Annotated in this window: 15 protein-coding genes; 8 read left to right on the top strand and 7 right to left on the bottom strand. The window is 69.0% G+C overall.

Features of this window, described 5'->3' with window-relative positions:
- Positions 1–113: 113 nt before the first annotated feature.
- Positions 114–2,279, top strand: a complete 2,166-nt coding sequence (locus ACQ859_RS24595) for an FAD-dependent oxidoreductase (RefSeq protein ID WP_431263172.1) — start codon at positions 114–116, stop codon at positions 2,277–2,279.
- Between the two features lie 45 nt (positions 2,280–2,324).
- Here the strand turns inward: ACQ859_RS24595 and ACQ859_RS24590 are convergent, their stop codons facing one another.
- Positions 2,325–2,819, bottom strand: coding sequence for a DUF1579 domain-containing protein (locus tag ACQ859_RS24590; protein ID WP_431263171.1), 495 nt, complete (start codon positions 2,817–2,819; stop codon positions 2,325–2,327).
- A 112-nt stretch (positions 2,820–2,931) separates the two neighbouring features.
- Positions 2,932–3,855 (bottom strand): M14 family metallopeptidase, encoded by a 924-nt coding sequence (locus tag ACQ859_RS24585; protein ID WP_431263170.1) that lies wholly within the window; start codon positions 3,853–3,855, stop codon positions 2,932–2,934.
- A gap of 135 nt (positions 3,856–3,990) precedes the next feature.
- On the opposite strand from ACQ859_RS24585, the gene ACQ859_RS24580 reads away from it, so the two are divergent.
- The 5 genes from ACQ859_RS24580 (at position 3,991) to ACQ859_RS24560 (ending at position 7,539) form a co-directional block, all read left to right on the top strand.
- Positions 3,991–4,572 (top strand): DUF6891 domain-containing protein, encoded by a 582-nt coding sequence (locus ACQ859_RS24580; RefSeq protein WP_431263169.1) that lies wholly within the window; start codon positions 3,991–3,993, stop codon positions 4,570–4,572.
- Positions 4,573–4,628: 56 nt separating this feature from the next.
- Positions 4,629–5,618, top strand: a complete 990-nt coding sequence (locus ACQ859_RS24575; RefSeq protein ID WP_431263168.1) for an aldo/keto reductase — start codon at positions 4,629–4,631, stop codon at positions 5,616–5,618.
- A gap of 99 nt (positions 5,619–5,717) precedes the next feature.
- Positions 5,718–6,860: a hybrid sensor histidine kinase/response regulator gene (locus ACQ859_RS24570; RefSeq protein WP_431263167.1), complete on the top strand. Its 1,143-nt coding sequence runs from the start codon at positions 5,718–5,720 to the stop codon at positions 6,858–6,860.
- Between the two features lie 228 nt (positions 6,861–7,088).
- The gene (locus ACQ859_RS24565; protein WP_431263166.1) at positions 7,089–7,286 is read left to right on the top strand and encodes a hypothetical protein; all 198 of its coding nucleotides are present in this window, start codon (positions 7,089–7,091) and stop codon (positions 7,284–7,286) included.
- 19 nt (positions 7,287–7,305) lie between these two features.
- Positions 7,306–7,539, top strand: coding sequence for a hypothetical protein (locus tag ACQ859_RS24560; RefSeq protein WP_431263165.1), 234 nt, complete (start codon positions 7,306–7,308; stop codon positions 7,537–7,539).
- Positions 7,540–7,603: 64 nt separating this feature from the next.
- On the opposite strand, the gene ACQ859_RS24555 is transcribed toward ACQ859_RS24560, so the two are convergent.
- The 3 genes from ACQ859_RS24555 to ACQ859_RS24545 all read right to left on the bottom strand — a co-directional run bounded on the left by ACQ859_RS24555 (position 7,604) and on the right by ACQ859_RS24545 (position 9,779).
- Positions 7,604–7,816: a cold-shock protein gene (locus ACQ859_RS24555; RefSeq protein WP_331615178.1), complete on the bottom strand. Its 213-nt coding sequence runs from the start codon at positions 7,814–7,816 to the stop codon at positions 7,604–7,606.
- A gap of 225 nt (positions 7,817–8,041) precedes the next feature.
- Entirely contained in the window at positions 8,042–9,028 is a 987-nt protein-coding gene (locus tag ACQ859_RS24550; RefSeq protein ID WP_431263164.1) for an MBL fold metallo-hydrolase, read from the bottom strand.
- Positions 9,029–9,080: 52 nt separating this feature from the next.
- Positions 9,081–9,779, bottom strand: coding sequence for a glutathione S-transferase family protein (locus tag ACQ859_RS24545; protein ID WP_431263163.1), 699 nt, complete (start codon positions 9,777–9,779; stop codon positions 9,081–9,083).
- Between the two features lie 104 nt (positions 9,780–9,883).
- Here ACQ859_RS24545 and ACQ859_RS24540 point away from each other — a divergent pair, with 104 nt between their 5' ends.
- On the top strand, positions 9,884–10,786 hold the full coding sequence (locus tag ACQ859_RS24540) for a LysR family transcriptional regulator (RefSeq protein WP_431263162.1): 903 nt from the start codon (positions 9,884–9,886) through the stop codon (positions 10,784–10,786).
- Here the strand turns inward: ACQ859_RS24540 and ACQ859_RS24535 are convergent.
- Both ACQ859_RS24535 and ACQ859_RS24530 read right to left on the bottom strand, forming a co-directional pair.
- Positions 10,761–12,347, bottom strand: a complete 1,587-nt coding sequence (locus ACQ859_RS24535) for a M20/M25/M40 family metallo-hydrolase (RefSeq protein WP_431263161.1) — start codon at positions 12,345–12,347, stop codon at positions 10,761–10,763. The genes ACQ859_RS24540 and ACQ859_RS24535 overlap by 26 nt on opposite strands.
- A 116-nt stretch (positions 12,348–12,463) precedes the next feature.
- On the bottom strand, positions 12,464–14,296 hold the full coding sequence (locus ACQ859_RS24530; RefSeq protein ID WP_431263160.1) for a M4 family metallopeptidase: 1,833 nt from the start codon (positions 14,294–14,296) through the stop codon (positions 12,464–12,466).
- Positions 14,297–14,714: 418 nt separating this feature from the next.
- Between ACQ859_RS24530 and ACQ859_RS24525 the strand changes: the two genes are divergently transcribed.
- Positions 14,715–16,409 (top strand): acyl-CoA dehydrogenase family protein, encoded by a 1,695-nt coding sequence (locus tag ACQ859_RS24525; protein WP_431266646.1) that lies wholly within the window; start codon positions 14,715–14,717, stop codon positions 16,407–16,409.
- Positions 16,410–16,529 lie beyond the last annotated feature (120 nt).

The raw sequence follows: 16,529 nt of genomic DNA, 5'->3' as shown, positions 1-16,529 counted from the left end.
CGTCGCGGTCCCTCCGGCGGAAGTTCTGCGGGTCTTCCCGCGACAAACAAGGTTGTGCATAGAGTTGTCCGGATGGTAGAGTTATTTTCCAAATTGGAAAGTAGCTAAAAACCATGAGTGAGACGACCGCCCGCAGCGTGGATTGCCTGGTGATCGGGGCTGGCATCGCCGGGGCGTCGATCGCGGCGAACCTCGCGCCGCACATGACGGTGGCCGTGCTCGAAGCGGAGGCGCACGCCGGGTATCACACCACCGGCCGCTCCGCGGCGCTGTATTCGGCGCTCTACGGGAATGCGCCGGTCCGTGCGCTGACGCGGGCGAGCCGGCCGTTCTTCGACCGGCCGACGGCCGGCTTCGCCGAGGTGCCGCTGCTGCGCGCGCGGGACACGCTCTACCTGATCGGCACCGGTCAGCAGGCGATCGCCGACCGTTTCGCCACGGACGAGGACGTGCGGACGCACACGAGGCGCCTGGATGCGGACGAAGTGATCCGGCGCCTCGCGATCCTGCAGCGCGACTTGATCGAGGGCGCCTTGCTCGACGACACCTCGGCGGACATCGATGTCGACGCGCTGCATCAAGGCTTCCTGAGGCAGGCGCGGGCGGGCGGGGTGCGGCTGCACCTCGGCGCGCCGCTGCGTGAGCTGGCGCGAGAGAAGAAGGGCTGGCTCGCCCGCACCGACAGCTTCAGCGTGCGCGCACCGCTGGTGGTCAACGCCGCCGGCGCCTGGGCGGATGCGGTGGCGCAACTGGCCGGCGTCGCGCCGCTGTCGCTGCAGCCGCTGCGGCGGACCGCCGCGCTGATCGACGTGCCGACAGGCGTCGCCGCCGCCGAAGCGGCGGACTGGCCGGCGGTCATCGCCATCGACGAGAGCCACTACTTCAAGCCCGATGCCGGGCTGCTGCTGATCTCCCCGGCGGACGAGACGCCGAGCCCGCCCTGCGACGCGCAGCCCGAGGAACTGGACGTGGCCATCGCCGTCGACCGCTTCGAGACGCTCAGCGGGCAGCGCGTGGCGCGCGTGCGGCACCGCTGGGCGGGGCTGCGCGTGTTCAGCCCCGACCGCACGCCGGTGGTGGGCATGGATCCGACGGTGCCCGGCTTCTTCTGGTGCGCGGGGCAGGGCGGCTACGGCATCCAGACTGCGCCCGCACTGGGCCGCGCCGCCGCGGCGCTCGCGCTCGGCGAGGACCTGCCCGCTGACATCGCCGCCGCCGGCGTCCACGCCCGAGACCTTTCCCCCGGCGTTTCCGCAACGCCTGACCCTCCTCGTCCAGTGCCTGACCTCATGCCCCGCTTTCAACTGTCCACCCACCTCGAGCAGCTCGTGCTGCGCGAACCCTTCGTCATCTCCGGCTACCGCTTCACCGAGATGCCTGCGATGCGCATCGTCCTGCGGGACGGACCCGACGAGGGGCGCGGCGAGGCCGCCGGCGTCTACTACCTGAACGACCGTCCGGCGGACATGCCGGCGCAGATCGAGGCGGTGCGCGACGCGATCGAAGGCGGCATCGGCCGCGAGGCGCTGCGACGTCTGATGCCCCCAGGCGGCGCGCGCAACGCGGTCGACTGCGCGCTGTGGGAGCTCGAAGCCCGGCGTGCCGGCAGGGCCGTCTGGCAACTGGCCGGACTCACCGAGCCGCGTCCGCTGACCACGACGATCACGCTGGGCGCCGATGAACCGGGCGCGATGGCGACGAGGGCGCTCGCGCTGCGCGACATGCGGGCGCTCAAGCTGAAGCTCACCGGCGACACGGATGCCGACATCGCCCGGGTGCGCGCGGTGCGCGGCGCGCGGCCGGACGTGTGGCTCAGTGTCGACGCCAACCAGGGTTTCACGCCGACCACGATCGAGGCGCTGCTGCCGGTGCTGGTCGCCTGCGATGTCAGCCTCGTCGAGCAGCCTTTCGCGCGTGGCCGCGAGGCCGACATGGCGCTCGTCGATTTCTCGATGCCGACCGCGGCGGACGAAAGCTGCCTGACGCTCGACGAGCTCGAGGCGCTGCCGGGGCGCTTCGACGTGCTCAACATCAAGCTCGACAAGTGCGGCGGGCTGACCGAGGCGCTGCTGATGGCGCACCGCGCGCGGGTGCTCAAGCTCGGCGTGATGGTCGGCAACATGGGCGGCACCAGCCTGGCGATGGCGCCGGCGATGCTGGTCGGCCAGCTGTGCGACATCGTCGACCTCGACGGGCCGACGATCCTGGTGCAGGACGTCGTGCCGGGCGTGCGCTACGGCGAGGGGAAGGTGGACTGCCCGGTGGCGGTGTGGGGCTAGACGGCCTGCGCGCGGGAGCGCGGCGGCCCGGAGGCGTCGGGCGTCTCAGGTCGCGTCCGCCACCCGCGTGAACCGCATCACCCAGTTGGTCTCCCACGTGGTCCCGCCGTCGGCGGAGAACGCCTGCTCCCAGCGCGGCTCTTCCAGGTTGCGCTTGTCCCAGGTGAAGCGGACCTTGATGTCTCGTCCATCCAGCACGTCGTCGGCGAAGAACAGCCCGATCGGACCGTCGAAACGGCCCTTCACCGGCACGTCCAGCGCATGCGGCGCACGGCCGTCCAGCCACCAGATCGCCCACAGCCCGCTCGCCGGATCGAAGGAGCGCAGCGCCACCGCGCGATAGCGGCCGTCGGGCAGGTCCAGCGTGTTGTCCTCGATGTTGCCGAGGCCGCCGAGGATGGGCCGCGTGGTGCAGCGGCCTTCGAACGTGGTCCAGTCCTCGCAGCCGCTCAGGCGCCGGTTGAGCCGGCGGTGATGGATGGCGTAGGTGCCGAATTCGAAGTCGAAGTCATCGGCGCCAGGATGTGCGGGCGTGTGCATGGGAGGCCTCGGGTCTGGTGATCGACCGGCCAAGTTTCTGCGCAGGCTCGTCCAGTTCTGGCAGCAGACCAGGCGCCGCGCGGCGCCTGGTGACGGCGCGAGCGGCCAGCCGTCAGGGCTGGTGCGTGAGGGCGAAGTCCAGCGCCGCGCGCACGGCCACGACCTGCGCCTCGATGCACTCCTCCGGATTCGTGCGCGGACTGTCGGGATACACCTCGGTGGTCGTCGTGAACGGCGCCCGCGTCACGCAGGCGCACAAGCCCGAGTTGCGCACGGGGAACTCGATGACACCACGTGCGCTCAAGGGCGCGCCGATGATGTGGCCGTCCGCGTCCGGCGGCGCGATGTGGGTGACCTTTTCCACCGCCTGGATGATGGCTTCCTGGAAGTCGAGTCGGGTCGTCTCGCTGTCGCCGACCAGGTAGAAGCCGTCGGGCACTTCCTCGGCTTCCAGCGGCTTGCCGTCGCGCGCCGCCAGGGCCAGACGGAACTCCGTGATGTCGGTGTCCGTCGTTTCGTGCAGGTCGATGTGCAGCAGGAACTGGCCCGCGTAGGGCGCCAGCAGTTCGATCAGCGCGGACGACTCCGCGGCCTCGCGGCGCGCGCCGAAGTTCCGGTTGGGATCGACCGCGTGGTAGTTCCAGCGGCAGATGCGTTCGTAGGCCCACGGGCTCACGCAGGGCACGACGATCACGTTCACGCGATCGCTGAAGGCTTCGGCGTGTTCCTCGGCGAAGCGCAGCGCGCCCAGCACGCCGCTGGTCTCGTACCCGTGCACGCCGCCGGTGACCAGCGCCACCGGGCGCGACGCGTCCCACGCGCGGCTCTTCAGCGCGAGCAGCGGATAGGCATCGGCGCCGTACGTCAGTTGGCCGTAGCGCACGATCTCGAAGCGGCCGGCCAGGGCCTCGACGCGCGTGACGACGTCGTCCTGGTAACGCCGCGACACGACCTGACGCTCGCGCCAGGCGATGCGTTCCGCGTCGCCCCACGGGACGCCGGGTGTGCCGATCGGATAGAAGTGCGTGGCGGTCATGCGTGCTCCGGATCAGGGATTCGTTGTCACCGAAGGCAGAGGTGACATGGGATCGCCAGTGTCTCCGATTCACGACCTTCGTCTATGCTGCCCTGCCGGAAGCGCAATGGTGCGCGCCGCCATCGGGAGCGATGCATGGAATTGGATCCGGACGTGCTGTACAGCATCGACGTCGACGTTCGGGGCGGCTTCGCCGATCGCCCGGACATCATCGCGGACACCCTGGAGCGGATGCAGGGGGATGAACTCATCGAGGACGGCCAGGAAGAGGCGGCCGAAGCCGCGATCGAGGCTGCGGTCGATGCGGCGCTCCATGCGCGCAGCCTGGACCAGGCGAGCTGGCCGGCGGTGACCGACTGCGATCGGCTGGATGCCGTGTTCGATGCGCTGACCGCCGAGGGAGTGATCGCGCTCCAGAACGCCGGCTATACGCAGAGCGACGGCTGGGGCGACATCGTCGAGGCGCGCGCGGAGGCGGACGATCCCGGCGCCTTCCACGGGTACTGCTTCTTCCATGGGCAAGACCTGGAACGTGCCGTGCACGGGCAGGGTCTGTTCCTCGCCTTCGGCTCCATCGACGGCGACGATGACACGGAAGGCGTCAAGGTGGGCGAACGGGTCGTTGAGCTGTTGAAGGGCGCGGGCTTCCGCGTGGAATGGGGCGGGACCTTCAAGACCCGGATCTTCATCCCCGACTTCGATTGGAAGCGCCGCTAGCGGCGCGGCGCAGTGCGCCCTCGACTTTGGAACGGATTCAACCAGGAGCTGCAGGCATGAAGTACACCAAGCTGGGCAACACGGGACTCGACGTCTCGCGGCTGTGCCTGGGATGCATGACCTTCGGGGCGGCGGACGTCGGCAACCACAGCTGGACGCTGGACCTCGACGCCTCCCGCCTGATCTTCCGCCGGGCGGTCGAGCGCGGGATCACCTTCTTCGACACCGCCAACAGCTACTCCGGAGGCACGTCGGAGCAGATGGTGGGCGTGCTGCTCAAGGAGATGACGCGGCGTGAGGAGGTCGTGCTCGCGACCAAGATGTATTTCCCGTATGAGACGCCGGAAGGCGTCAAGCATCGCCGCGGCCTGTCGCGCAAGCAGGTGCTCGCCGAGATCGACGCGAGCCTGGCGCGCCTGGGCACCGACTACGTCGACCTGCTGCAGATCCACCGCTGGGACGCCGACACGCCGATCGAGGAAACCATGTGCGCGTTGAACGACGTGGTCCGCTCGGGGCGGGCGCGGTACCTCGGGGCTTCGTCGATGTATGCGTGGCAGTTCGCGAAGGCGCAGGAGGTCGCGCGCCGCAACGGCTGGACGCCCTTCGTGAGCATGCAGAACCACCTCAACCTGCTGTACCGCGAGGAGGAGCGCGAGATGATCCCGCTGTGCGCGGACCAGGGCGTGGGGCTGATCCCGTGGAGCCCCATGGCGCGGGGCCGTCTGACCCGGCCGGCGGACGAAGCCACGCAGCGGCTGCAGACCGACGACGTCGGCAAGCGGCTCTACGACAAGTCGGGCGACCAGGACCGGCCGGCCATCCAGGCGGTGCAGGACCTCGCGGCCAAGCGCGGCGCGAAGATGGCGCAGGTCGCGCTGGCCTGGGTGCTCGCGAAGCCGCAGGTGACGGCCCCCATCATCGGCGCCTCGAAGATCGAACAGCTGGACGACGCCGTGGGCGCGCTGGAGGTGGTGCTCGATGACGCCGAGATGGCCGCGCTGGAGGCGCCCTACGTGACGCACGCGATCAGCGGACACGAGTAACTCCGGGCCGCGCAGCGGCAGGGTTGCGCTACGCTTCGCGTTCGGACCACGGCGCCCTCATCGGTGGCGGCGCGAGGGAGTCCTTCAAGGAAAACAGGGATGGAAGCCGCACATCAGGCGCAGGGGAGGCGCACGATCCTGCTCGTCGACGACGAGGCAGCGCACCGCTACGCGCTCCGGCGCCGCCTCGAGCTCGCCGGCTTCGCGGTCGTCGAGGCGGCGGACGGCGCGGAAGCGCTGCGGCAGGCCGTGGTCGATGTCGGCGATGCGGGCATCGACGCGATCATCCTCGACGTCATGCTCCCCGACATCGACGGCTTCGAGGTCTGCCGCCAGCTGCGCGCGTCGAAGTCGGCCGCGTCCGTCCCCATCATCCATGTCTCCGGCATCCATGTCGCGGACCGGGACCTGGTCCACGGGCTCGAGAGCGGCGCGGACGCCTACCTCACGCGGCCGGTCGACGAGGACGTGCTGATCGCCAACCTGCATGCGCTGCTGCGGCGGCGCGACGTGCTGCGGGCGCTCTCCGACGAACTCGACCAGAAGCGCCTCGACGAGGAGCGCGCGCGGGATCTGTTCCTCGCGATCCTCGGACACGACCTGCGCAATCCGCTGGACGCGATCTCGATGAGCAGCCAGCTGCTGGCCAAGGGGCCGCTCACGGCCGACATGACGCAGAAGATGGCGTCCCGCATCACGGCGGCGTCGCGGCGCATGACGCACATGCTCGACGACATCCAGGACTACGCCCGCAGCCGGCTCGGCGCCGACCTGATCCTGCGCCGCACGCCGCAGCGCCTCGGCGCGCTGGCATCCGCGGCGATCGACGAGGCGCGGGGCGCCTATCCGGGTCTCGTCATCGAGCTGATGCAGGAGTCGCCCGATGACGGCTGGTGGGACGGCGACCGGTTGTCTCGCGTCATCGCCAATCTCCTGCGCAACGCGGTCGAGCACGGGGCCGAGGGGCGGCCGATCGTCGTGCGCGCGGGCGGTCGTGCGGACTCGCGGCAGTTGTCGGTGCGCAATGAAGGCCGTCCGATTCCGGACGACGTGCGGGGCCGGCTCTTCGAGCCGATGGTCCATCGGACCACGGACGCGCCCGCCGCCAGCAACATGGGACTGGGGCTCTTCGTGTGCCGAACGATCGTGGAAGCGCACGGTGGACGCATCGCCGTCGAGACCGGTGCGTCGGGCACCGAATTCCGGATCGAGCTGCCCGCCGGTCCGTCGGCAGGCCCTTGAGGCCCTTGATGCCCTTGAGGCCGCTGAGGCCGCTGAGGCCCGAGGGCCCGGAAGGCCCATCAAGCCTGGGAGGCGGCTGAGCTACTATCGGCGCATAGACCGTGAGGTTGTCATCCCGAAGTCCTTGCTTCGTTCGAGGCTCTCGAACGCGCCGCAAGTCCTCGCCTTGATCGCTTGGCGCTTCTGTTCGCGCCGCATGTCGTGGCGCGAAACGCGAGGAGTAGGGCAATGGCAACATCGCAGGACCTGGACGTGCTCCGGGAGTCTTTGCGCACCTGCGTGGACGCACTCCACCGGCGTCGCGCGAGCGAGATCCCTGAACCGCTGATCGACCGGCTCGTCAGCCAGCGCTGGCTCGAATGGCGAGGCGGTGCCTTGTGCCTCACCGAGGACGGCCAACGCATCTACTGGCAGGAACTGGCGTGACCGCCGCGCAGGGGGCGTCATGCTGATCCGGACGCGGCTGTCCAACATCGGCGGACTGCGGATCGATTCGTTTGATCTGGTGTTTGTCACGGCACCCGCGACGGACGTCGGGGCGGTGATCTTTCAGCGGCCGGGGCTGCCGACGCGGAGGGTGCTCCACGTGGAGGGCGTCGCCGATGATCGCGAGGCGGCTGCGCAGGCGATCAGGAGAGAGCTCGACCCGTCGCTGCTCAGCGACGGGTGGAAGCTGTGAGCCTCCGGTGAGTCCTGAGGCGCGCCTCGGGAGAGGCTCGCCGGCGGGCTCACTCAGTCTGCGTTCAGATGACGCGGATGCTGGAAGCTTGCGGACCCTTCGGGCCGTCCTTGGTCTCGAACTCGACCTTGGCGCCTTCGGCCAGGGTGCGGAAGCCGCCCGAGCTCTGGATTTCGCTGTGGTGGGCGAACAGGTCCTTGGAGCCGTCGGTCGGGGTGATGAAGCCGAAGCCCTTGTCGTCGCTGAACCACTTCACGGTGCCGGTCTTGGTCGTCATGTTGTTTCCTTTGGAATGAATGACAGGAAAAACCCGGCGCACGGATGCGTGCCGGGACAGAGACACTCAAGAGCTTGCAGCGGGGGGTGTTGCTGAAGCAGTCCGCTCGCACGAGGGGCCCGGGGAGGGCCGGCGGCGGCTGCAGAGAAGACCTCAGAAGAAAGGTCTTGTGCGAATCTATCCGGCTAATGTAGCACGGATGAGCCCCTCCCGGGGCCCTCCTCCTTACTTCGTTTCGTAGTGGTCGTTGACGTAGGGCATCGGGATCCAGCGATAGCCCTTGCCGTCGGCCTGCAGGTGTCCCACGCCGGGGAAGGCGACGTGGTCCCCGGCGACCCAGTAGCGGCCCTTGATCGCCTCGGCGAACGCCTGCTTGCGCGTCGCCGCGGCGGCTTTCGGGTCGACGTCGAAGGCGACGGTCACGTCCGGCCGGGGCAGCTGCACATCGGCCACGTGGAGCAGGTCGCCCCAGAAGACCAGCTTCTCGCCCTGGCTCTCCAGCACGTAGAAGCTGTGGCCCGGCGTGTGTCCCGGCGCGGGCAGCGAGCGGATGCCCGGGAAGAGCGTGGCCTCGCCATGGAAGGTCTTCACCCGTCCCGCGTCGACATAGGGCTGGACCTTGGCCGCGGCCTGGTCGAAGTAGACCTTCAGCGCCTCCGGCGCCCGGTCGCGCTGGCCGGCGCCCAGCCAGTAGTCGAGCTCCTTGCGCTCGAGATGGAGCGTCGCGTTCGGGAACACCAGGCGCGAACCGTCCATCAGTCCGCCGGTGTGGTCCGTGTGGATGTGCGTGATGAGGATGTCGGTGATCTGCTCCGGCGCGTAGCCGGCAGCCTTCAGGCTCGCGCCGATCTTGTTGAGCTTGGGACCGTAGAGCTCGCCGGTGCCCGCGTCCACCATCACCAGCCGATCGCCGGCCTTGATCAGGAAGGCGTTGATCGAGGCCTCGACCTCGGTGCCCTGGTAGGTCTGGGCGAGGCGCGAGGCGACCTCGTCCGCGCTGATGCCCTTCAGCACCTGCTGGGCGGGGATGGGCAGCGTGCCGTCCGACAGCGCGATCACTTCGAACGCGCCGATCTTGAAGTGCTGGTAGCCCGCCTGGAGGTGGCTGAGCTTGGGCGCCGCCGCAGCGCCCTCCGCGTGGACTGCGGGTGCCACGGTGGCGAAGGCGGCGGCGATGGCCAGGGTCAGGGTGAGGAATGAACGATTGATCATGGTCTGGTGGAGGTCGAGGTCGACATCGGAATGGGAGGTGGTGGCGGGGCGGTCAGGCGGCGGCGGTGGGCAGCCCGTGCGTGAACAGGCTGGCGCGCGTCTGTGCGTCGGTGTCCTGCTTGAAGTCGAAGCGGGCGGCCAGCGCGGCGACGCGTTGCGCGGCGGGACGCTCGTTGATCTCGTTGAACAGCCGCGCGACGTTGGGATAGCGCACCCAGGCATCGGCCCCGAGCAGGTACTGCAACCCGCGGCACCAGCCCCACAGCGCCATGTCGACGATCGAGTACGCGTCGCCGAGCAGGTAGCGGCGGGTGGCGAGATGGGCCTCCACGATCGCCCAGTGGCGGTCTGCCTCGAAGCGGTAGCGATGCGCGCCGTAGGCCTCGCCGGCGGGGGCGTAATGGGTGAAATGGATGGCTTGGCCGGTGAACGGCCCGACGCCGGAGGCGATGAACATCAGCCACGACAGCAGCTGCGCCTGACCGGCGTCGGAGGGGTCGCCGTTGAAGCGTCCCGCCTTGCGGGCGAGGTGGAGCAGGATCGCCGAGCTATCAAAGATGGCGATACCATCGTCGACGATCGCCGGGACCTTGCCGTTCGGGTTGATGGCGCGGAAGGCCTCGCCGTGCTGCTCGCCCTTGGCGATGTCGATGGGACGAATCTGGTAGGCAAGGCCGCTTTCCTCCAGGAATAATGCGACCTTCGACGGGTTCGGTGTCGGGTGGTAGTAGAAATCGATGCTGGACGACATGGGCGCTCCGGGGTGGTGCTGGCTTCTGAGGGATCGAAGCGTAGGACCGGAGCGCCGACGGGTGTGAGTCGTCAGATTCGATGGGAGGTATCGGAATAATGGATATGAGACGTTCGGATCTGCACCTGCTGATCTCGCTGGACACGCTGCTCGACGAGCTCAACGTCACGCGCGCCGCGCAGCGCATGCACATCAGCCAGCCCACGTTGTCGGGGCATCTGGCCAAGCTGCGCGAGCTGTTCCAGGACCCGTTGCTGGTGCCCTCGGAGACGGGTCGCGGCATGGTCGCGACGGAACGTGCCCTGGCGTTGCGCCCGGCGCTCGCGCAGGCGCTCTCGCAATTGCGCGAGGCGGTGGCGCAGCCGCACGACTTCGATCCGGCGACGTCGGCGCGGACCTTCACCGTCGCGGCCAACGACAGCGTGTTCACGATCCTGGCGCTCGACGTGATGGCCGAGGTGATGCGCCATGGCAATCCGGAACTGAAGATGGCCGTCGTGCCGCCCTACGACGTCGGCATCGTCGAGCGCATGGCGCGCGGCGAGGTGGACCTCTATCTCGGCGACATCGACAAGATGCCGGAAACGCTGAAGGCGCGGTTCCTGATGAGCGCCGACTTCGCGCTGGCCCAGCGGCGCGATCACCCGCGCGGCAACCGGCCGCCGAAGCTCGATGAATACTGCGATCTCGCCCATGTCATCGTGTCATCGAGGGGCGAGTTCTCGTCCTCCGTCGACGACGTGCTGGCCCGGCTGGGCCGGCACCGCCGCGTCACCGCGGCGGTGCCCAGCTACAACCAGGTCGCGCTGGTGCTGTCGCAGACGGACCTGGTGACGACCCTGCCGCGCCAGCTGCTGCAGCGCTACGAGTCCTTCGTCGACCTGCTCGAACTCCCGTTCGAGCTGGCGCCGTTCCGTCTCGCGATGGCGTGGCATCCCCGCTCGCAGAACGACGCCGCCGGACGCTGGCTGCGGGACCGCTTCACTGCGGCCGGTACGTCACCTTGAGCTGGTAGCTGCCGGCCGAGTAGGCGTAGACCAGCACGTACACATCGCCGTTGGCGGTCATCGTGACGCTGCAGCCCTCGGTGGCGGTCGAGCCGTCCGACTTGCAGGTGTAGGTGGACGTCGTCGGCACGGCGCTCTTGCGGACATAGAGGTCCATGTCCCCGGTGCCCGTCGTGCTCGCCGCGAGGCTGCCGCCCGACTTGACCTTGAACGGGCCGAAGCTCTTGCTCTGGCCGCGCGTCAGGCTGCCGCTGAAGTTCTCCGTCTTGTCGGCCGGCGGCGGCGTGCCCGGACCATCGCTGCCCAGCTCCACCGCGTATGCCGCGGCCATGCGCGCGAACTTCAGCGCGTGGTCCGCCTGGCTGCCCATGTTGGCGTAGGTGTCGTTGGCCGTGTGGATGTTGGGGTTGTCCGCGCTGAAGCTCGACTCGAAGGGCATGCTCGCGAAGAAGCCCTTGGCGTTCCAGGACGCGTGGTCCGAGCAGGCGTAGCCGCAACGGTCCGTCCCCACGCGCAAGGTCGGCAGGTAGGTCGAGATCACGTTCGTCAGGAAGGTGTTCTGCGCGCTGTCGGTGTAGTCGGTGAAGATGTAGATGTCGTTGGCGGCGCCCTTGTAGTTGGTCATGTCGAGCTGCAGCACGCCCACCACGTTGGTGTTGGCCGCGGCGAAGCTGTTGGCGATCTCCTGCGAGCCGCGCAGGCCGACTTCCTCGGCCGCATAGGCCATCAGCTTGATCGTGCGGCGCGGCTTGTAGTTCGCCTGCACCAGCGCGCGCAGCACCTCGGTCAGGCTGGCGACGCCGGAAGCGTCGTCGTCGGCGCCCGGCGCGCGCATCGTCTCGCCCGAACCGCCGGACTGGTTGATCGAGTCCAGGTGCGCGCCCATCACGATCACTTCGCTGCCGTTGTCGCTGCCCTGGATCGTCGCGATCACCGACTTCTGCGCCCATCCCGCGTGGGTGAACTGCTCGACGGTGATGTCGCTGCGGCCGCCGCCCAGCGTCGTCCACTTCTGCTTGAGCCAGTTCGACGCCGCGACGCCGCTGCTGCTCGTGTAGTAGCGGTTGATGTTGGCCGACAGGTCGACGATGGTCTGCCCGATGTTGCTGGCCTGCATCTGCGACAGGATCGGCGTGACGACGGCCTGCTGGTCGATCACGTAGCTGGGCCGCGTCGCGACCAGCGCGGCGGCGAGCTGCTGCGAGGCGGCCGGCGTGCTGTGACGCTTCAGCGCGGCCAGGCCGGCCTCCTGGCTCGGGTGGTACATGTAGCCGCCGCAGCGGCGCAGCTCCTCGTGGATCGAGTGGCTGAGCGAGGCGAGCGCGTCCTCGTCGACTTCGACCAGATGGATGCCTTCGTTTCTGGCCGCGAAGGACGACGCCGACGCATCCTGCGCGGCATCGGCCTTGACGCTGGCCACGGCGCGCGCGGCCGGGCGGTGCTTCTGCAACTGGGCCAGCGCGGCGTCGCCGAGGCTGATCCAGACCTTGTCGCCCGCGTACGCGGGGGTGAGCGCGGACAGGCCGACGCACACCGCGGTGATGGTGAGGAATGAACGCATGGGGTGTTGTCTCCGGAATCGTTCCAGGAATGGCGAAGCCGGCGCGCCGCGCAGGGCAGCGCGCCGGCATCCTCGGCGCCGCGCGGGGCGGCGCGTCGGGCTCGATCAGGCGGGGATCAGTAGGTCCCGACCAGCGTGGTGCTGGTCACCGTCGAGTACGCGCTCAGCAGCACGTAGTACACGCCGGCCGTCGGCGCCGAGAAGCTGATCGTCTCGGCGTTGGTCGACCCGATCGAGCGCTTGTCGTAGCTCGTCGTCGTCGGCGCGGAGCCGCGCTTGACGTAGAGGTCGCCGTCGCCGGAACCGCCGGACAGCTTGATCGTCAGCGTGGTGCGGCCCGCCGGAACGGTGATGCTGTACAGCTTGGTCGCGCCCTTGGCCAGCGAGATGCCGGTCACCGGGACGCCGCTGGTCAGCACCGTCGTGGTCGGCGGCGGCGTGGTGCCGGAGCAGCTCACGCCGACGCTGGCGAAGGCGGCGGTCACGTCGGCCTTGGCATAGCCGCGGTTGGTCGCGGCCGTTTCCACGCCGCAGGCGCCCTGGTTGAAGGTGCTGTTGGCGGTCCAGTACAGGCGGTTGGCGTCGACCATCACCTCGAAGGCCTTGCGCGTGTTCCAGCCCGGCTTGGTCGCCAGCAGGTAGAAGGCCTTGTTGTAGACGCCGCTCGAGTAGTGCACGTCCATGCCGCTGCGGTAGTCGGCCGCATTGCCGATGGAGCTGCCGTCGCGGGTCGGATCGTCGAAGTAGCGCAGCGCGCCCGAGCCCTTGAAGATCTGCGCGCCCACCAGCCAGTCGTTGCTGCCGTTGTTGCGGTAGTACTCGGCGGCCTCGCCGGCCATGTCGGAGAAGGCCTCGTTCATGCCGCCCGACTGGCCGGAGTAGGTCAGGCCGGAGTTCTGCTCGGTGAAGCCGTGGCTCACCTCATGCGCCGACACGTCCAGCGAGACCAGCGGATAGAAGGTGGTGCGGCCGTCGCCGAAGCTCATCGCCGTGCCGTCCCAGAACGCGTTCTCATAGTTGCTGCCGTAGTGCACGCGCATGTAGAGCGTGCCGGTCAGCGGGCGGATGTTGAACCAGTCCCCGTACATCTTGAAGATGATCTCGCCGAAGTAGTGCGCGTCGTTCAGCGGCGAGTAGGCGCCGTTGATCTGCTTGTACTCGTTGCGCGAGCAGGTGAACTGGAAGGGCGTGTTGCTGGCGCCGGTGCTGCCGTTGAGGTTGACGGTGACGACGTTGCCGGAGTTCATCTGGCAGGTGTCGGTCACCTTCAGGGCCGGGTAGTCGGTGCCGTACTCGTAGCGGCCGGTCTTGGCGTTGCCGCCGGGGCCGGTGGCGTCCTTGTGGGCCAGGCCTTCCCAGCGCTCCAGCACGGCGCCGGTGGTGGCGTCGATCATGAAGTGCGGGCGGCTCGGCTGCTTCGCGTCGTGGCGCACGAAGGACACCAGGTAGAACAGCTGCGCCTTGTTGTTCTGGTTCAGCCGGACGTAGAGCTTGACCTGCTCGTTCTCGGTGATCGCGGCATTGATGGCGCCCTTGGCCTGCGCGAGCGCGCCTTGCGACGTCAGGCTGGCCTGCGCGCTGGGCAGGTCCTGCTGGATGTTGGCCAGCATGCTGCCGGAGAAGCGCGAGGCGCCCGCGTCGCTGCTTTCGACCACCCCTTCGCCCCACACCGGGACGCCCTGGTAGTACTGCTGGTGACGGGTGACGACCTTGCCGCCGGCGTAGGCCTGGCTGCGCACGGCCTGCAGGTCGCTGGCCCCGAGGCCGAGCGCCGTGGCGGCGGACTGGGGTGCGGCGCTCGAGGCGCGCATCTGCGTGTTCACCGGGGACGCGTCGTCGAGCAGGACGCGGTCCGCGGCGATCGCCTGGCAGGCGGCGGTGGCCGCGGCGGCGAACAAGGTGGCGCGCAGGACGCGCTGGATGGATGCCTGTGTGGAAACCTTAGACATAAGCCTCTTTCTTTCGTGATGGATCGATCAGATCTCCCGAAGAAACGGCCGTGCGCGCTCAGGTAGGAACGGGACGGCCCCCTCTGTGCGCGACCCAGTGGTGGAGTCGTGTCAGATGTTCTTGGAGGTGCGTGCGGCTGGCGCCGCGTCCCGAGGTGTCGCCGGGTGCCTCGGAGGACCCGAGGTCGGTTGTGGTGGTCCGGACGACTGGGCGAATGTAGGGGCATCGCGGGCCGGTTCGGACTGTCAGGCCTTACAGCCGGTGTAACCCTTGCAACCAGTTTTTCGGGCACGGCCATGGCTGGCGTGCGCGCGATAGGCGACGATCCGGATTGCCGCGCCCCCGATCCAGAGGACATGCTGGAAACGGGTGACGTATCGGCAGACGCACACCATGACGACGATGGAGACGAACCCCATGCATACCGCCGCCGATGTCGATCCGGACCGTGCCGACCCGGCCGCCGGGTGGCACACCCACGAGGTTGCGAACCAGGTCGACGAGCTCATCGGCTACTCGCTGCTCGCGACCGATCCGGCGCTGAAGGAGGCGCTCGCGCGTGCCGGCGCCGAGGCCTTCGTGCCGGGTCTGGACGAGTACGCGACCGAGTTGGGGCGTCCCGAGACCTCCGCGATCGCCGAGCGCATCAACCGCGTCACGCCGACGCTGGACAGCTTCGACAAGCGCGGCCGCCGCATCGATCGCGTCGAGTTCGACGCCGGCTGGCACGAGCTGCTCGCGATGTACCGGCGCGCCGACCTGGTGGCGATGCCGTTCCGCGACGAGCGCCCCGGCCGCTGGGCGGCCTGGGCCGCCGGCTTCTATCTTCACGGGCAGGTCGAGGCCGGCACGCTGTGTCCCGCGACGATGACGCAGGCGAGCATCCCGGTGCTGCGCCGCGAGCCGCCGCTGTGGGAGGCCTTGCGCGATCAGCTCTTCAGCACCGGGTACGACGGGCGGGACCTGCCCCTCGCGCAGAAGCGCTCGATCTGGATCGGCATGGGCATGACCGAGAAGCAGGGCGGGTCCGACGTGCGCGCCAACACGACACGCGCCGAGCCGGTCGGCCCGGGCGGCCGCGGCGGCGAGTACCGGCTCACGGGACACAAGTGGTTCTTCTCCGCGCCGATGTGCGACGCGCACCTGGTCGTCGCCAAGACGCCCGACGGCTCGCCGGGCTGCTTCTTCGTGCCGCGCTGGCGGCCCGACGGGACGAAGAACGCCGTCCACGTGCAGCGCCTCAAGGACAAGGTCGGCAACCGCAGCAACAGCAGTTCCGAGGTCGAGTTCCAGGACGCCTACGGCGTGCTGATGGGCGAGGAGGGCCGCGGCATCCCGACCATCATCGAGATGGCCACCTACACGCGGCTGAACTGCGTCGTCGGCAGCGCGGCGATGTTGCGGCAGGCGCTGGTGCAGGCCTTGCACTACGCGCGGCATCGCCGCGCCTTCGGCAAGCGGCTCGCGGAGCAGCCGCTGATGCGCGCGGTGCTCGCCGACCTCGCGCTGGAGAGCGAGGCCGCGATGCAACTGAGCCTGCGTCTGGCGCACGCCTTCGAGCATCAGGAAGATCCGGGCGAGCGTACCTGGATGCGGCTGGTCACGCCGGCCGCGAAGTTCTGGGTCTGCAAGCGCGCGGTCGAACTCACCGGCGAGGCGATGGAAGTCCTCGGCGGCAACGGCTACATCGACGACGGCATCATGGGCCGGCTGTATCGAGAGGCACCGGTGAATTCGATCTGGGAAGGCTCGGGCAACGTGATGTGCCTGGATGTGATGCGCGCCGTGGCGCGCGATCCGCAAGCCTTCCTGGCGTTGCTCGACGAGATCGAGGCGGACGTCGGCGACGACCGCGTGCTGCGCGACGAACTCGAGGCGTTGCGCGGATTGCTGGCAACGCCGCCGGATCAGCTGGAAGCGCTCGGCCGACGCTTTGCGTCGCGGCTGGTGCTGCTCGCGCAGGCGGCGCTCCTGCGCCGGCACTCGCCCGCGTTCGTCGCCGATGCGTTCATCGCCAGCCGCTTCGATCCGCAATGGGGCCCGATCACCGGAGCGCTCGATACGCGCCCCCTCGATGTCGATGCGCTCCTGCTGCGGGCCTTCCCCGCGTGAAACCGAGCCCGTCGGCAGGCGCCGGTATCCCCCCTCGCTCCTACGACTCGCAGGCTCCCCAAGTCGCTCGGGGGACACCGGCGCCTGCCGACCCGCCAGCGCCGTTGTCCCAGTGCCCTA

It is taken from the genome of Roseateles chitinivorans, from assembly GCF_050632235.1.
GTDB classification, from domain to species: Bacteria; Pseudomonadota; Gammaproteobacteria; order Burkholderiales; family Burkholderiaceae_C; genus Roseateles; species Roseateles chitinivorans_A.
This window is presented reverse-complemented; position numbering and strand designations above follow the sequence as displayed.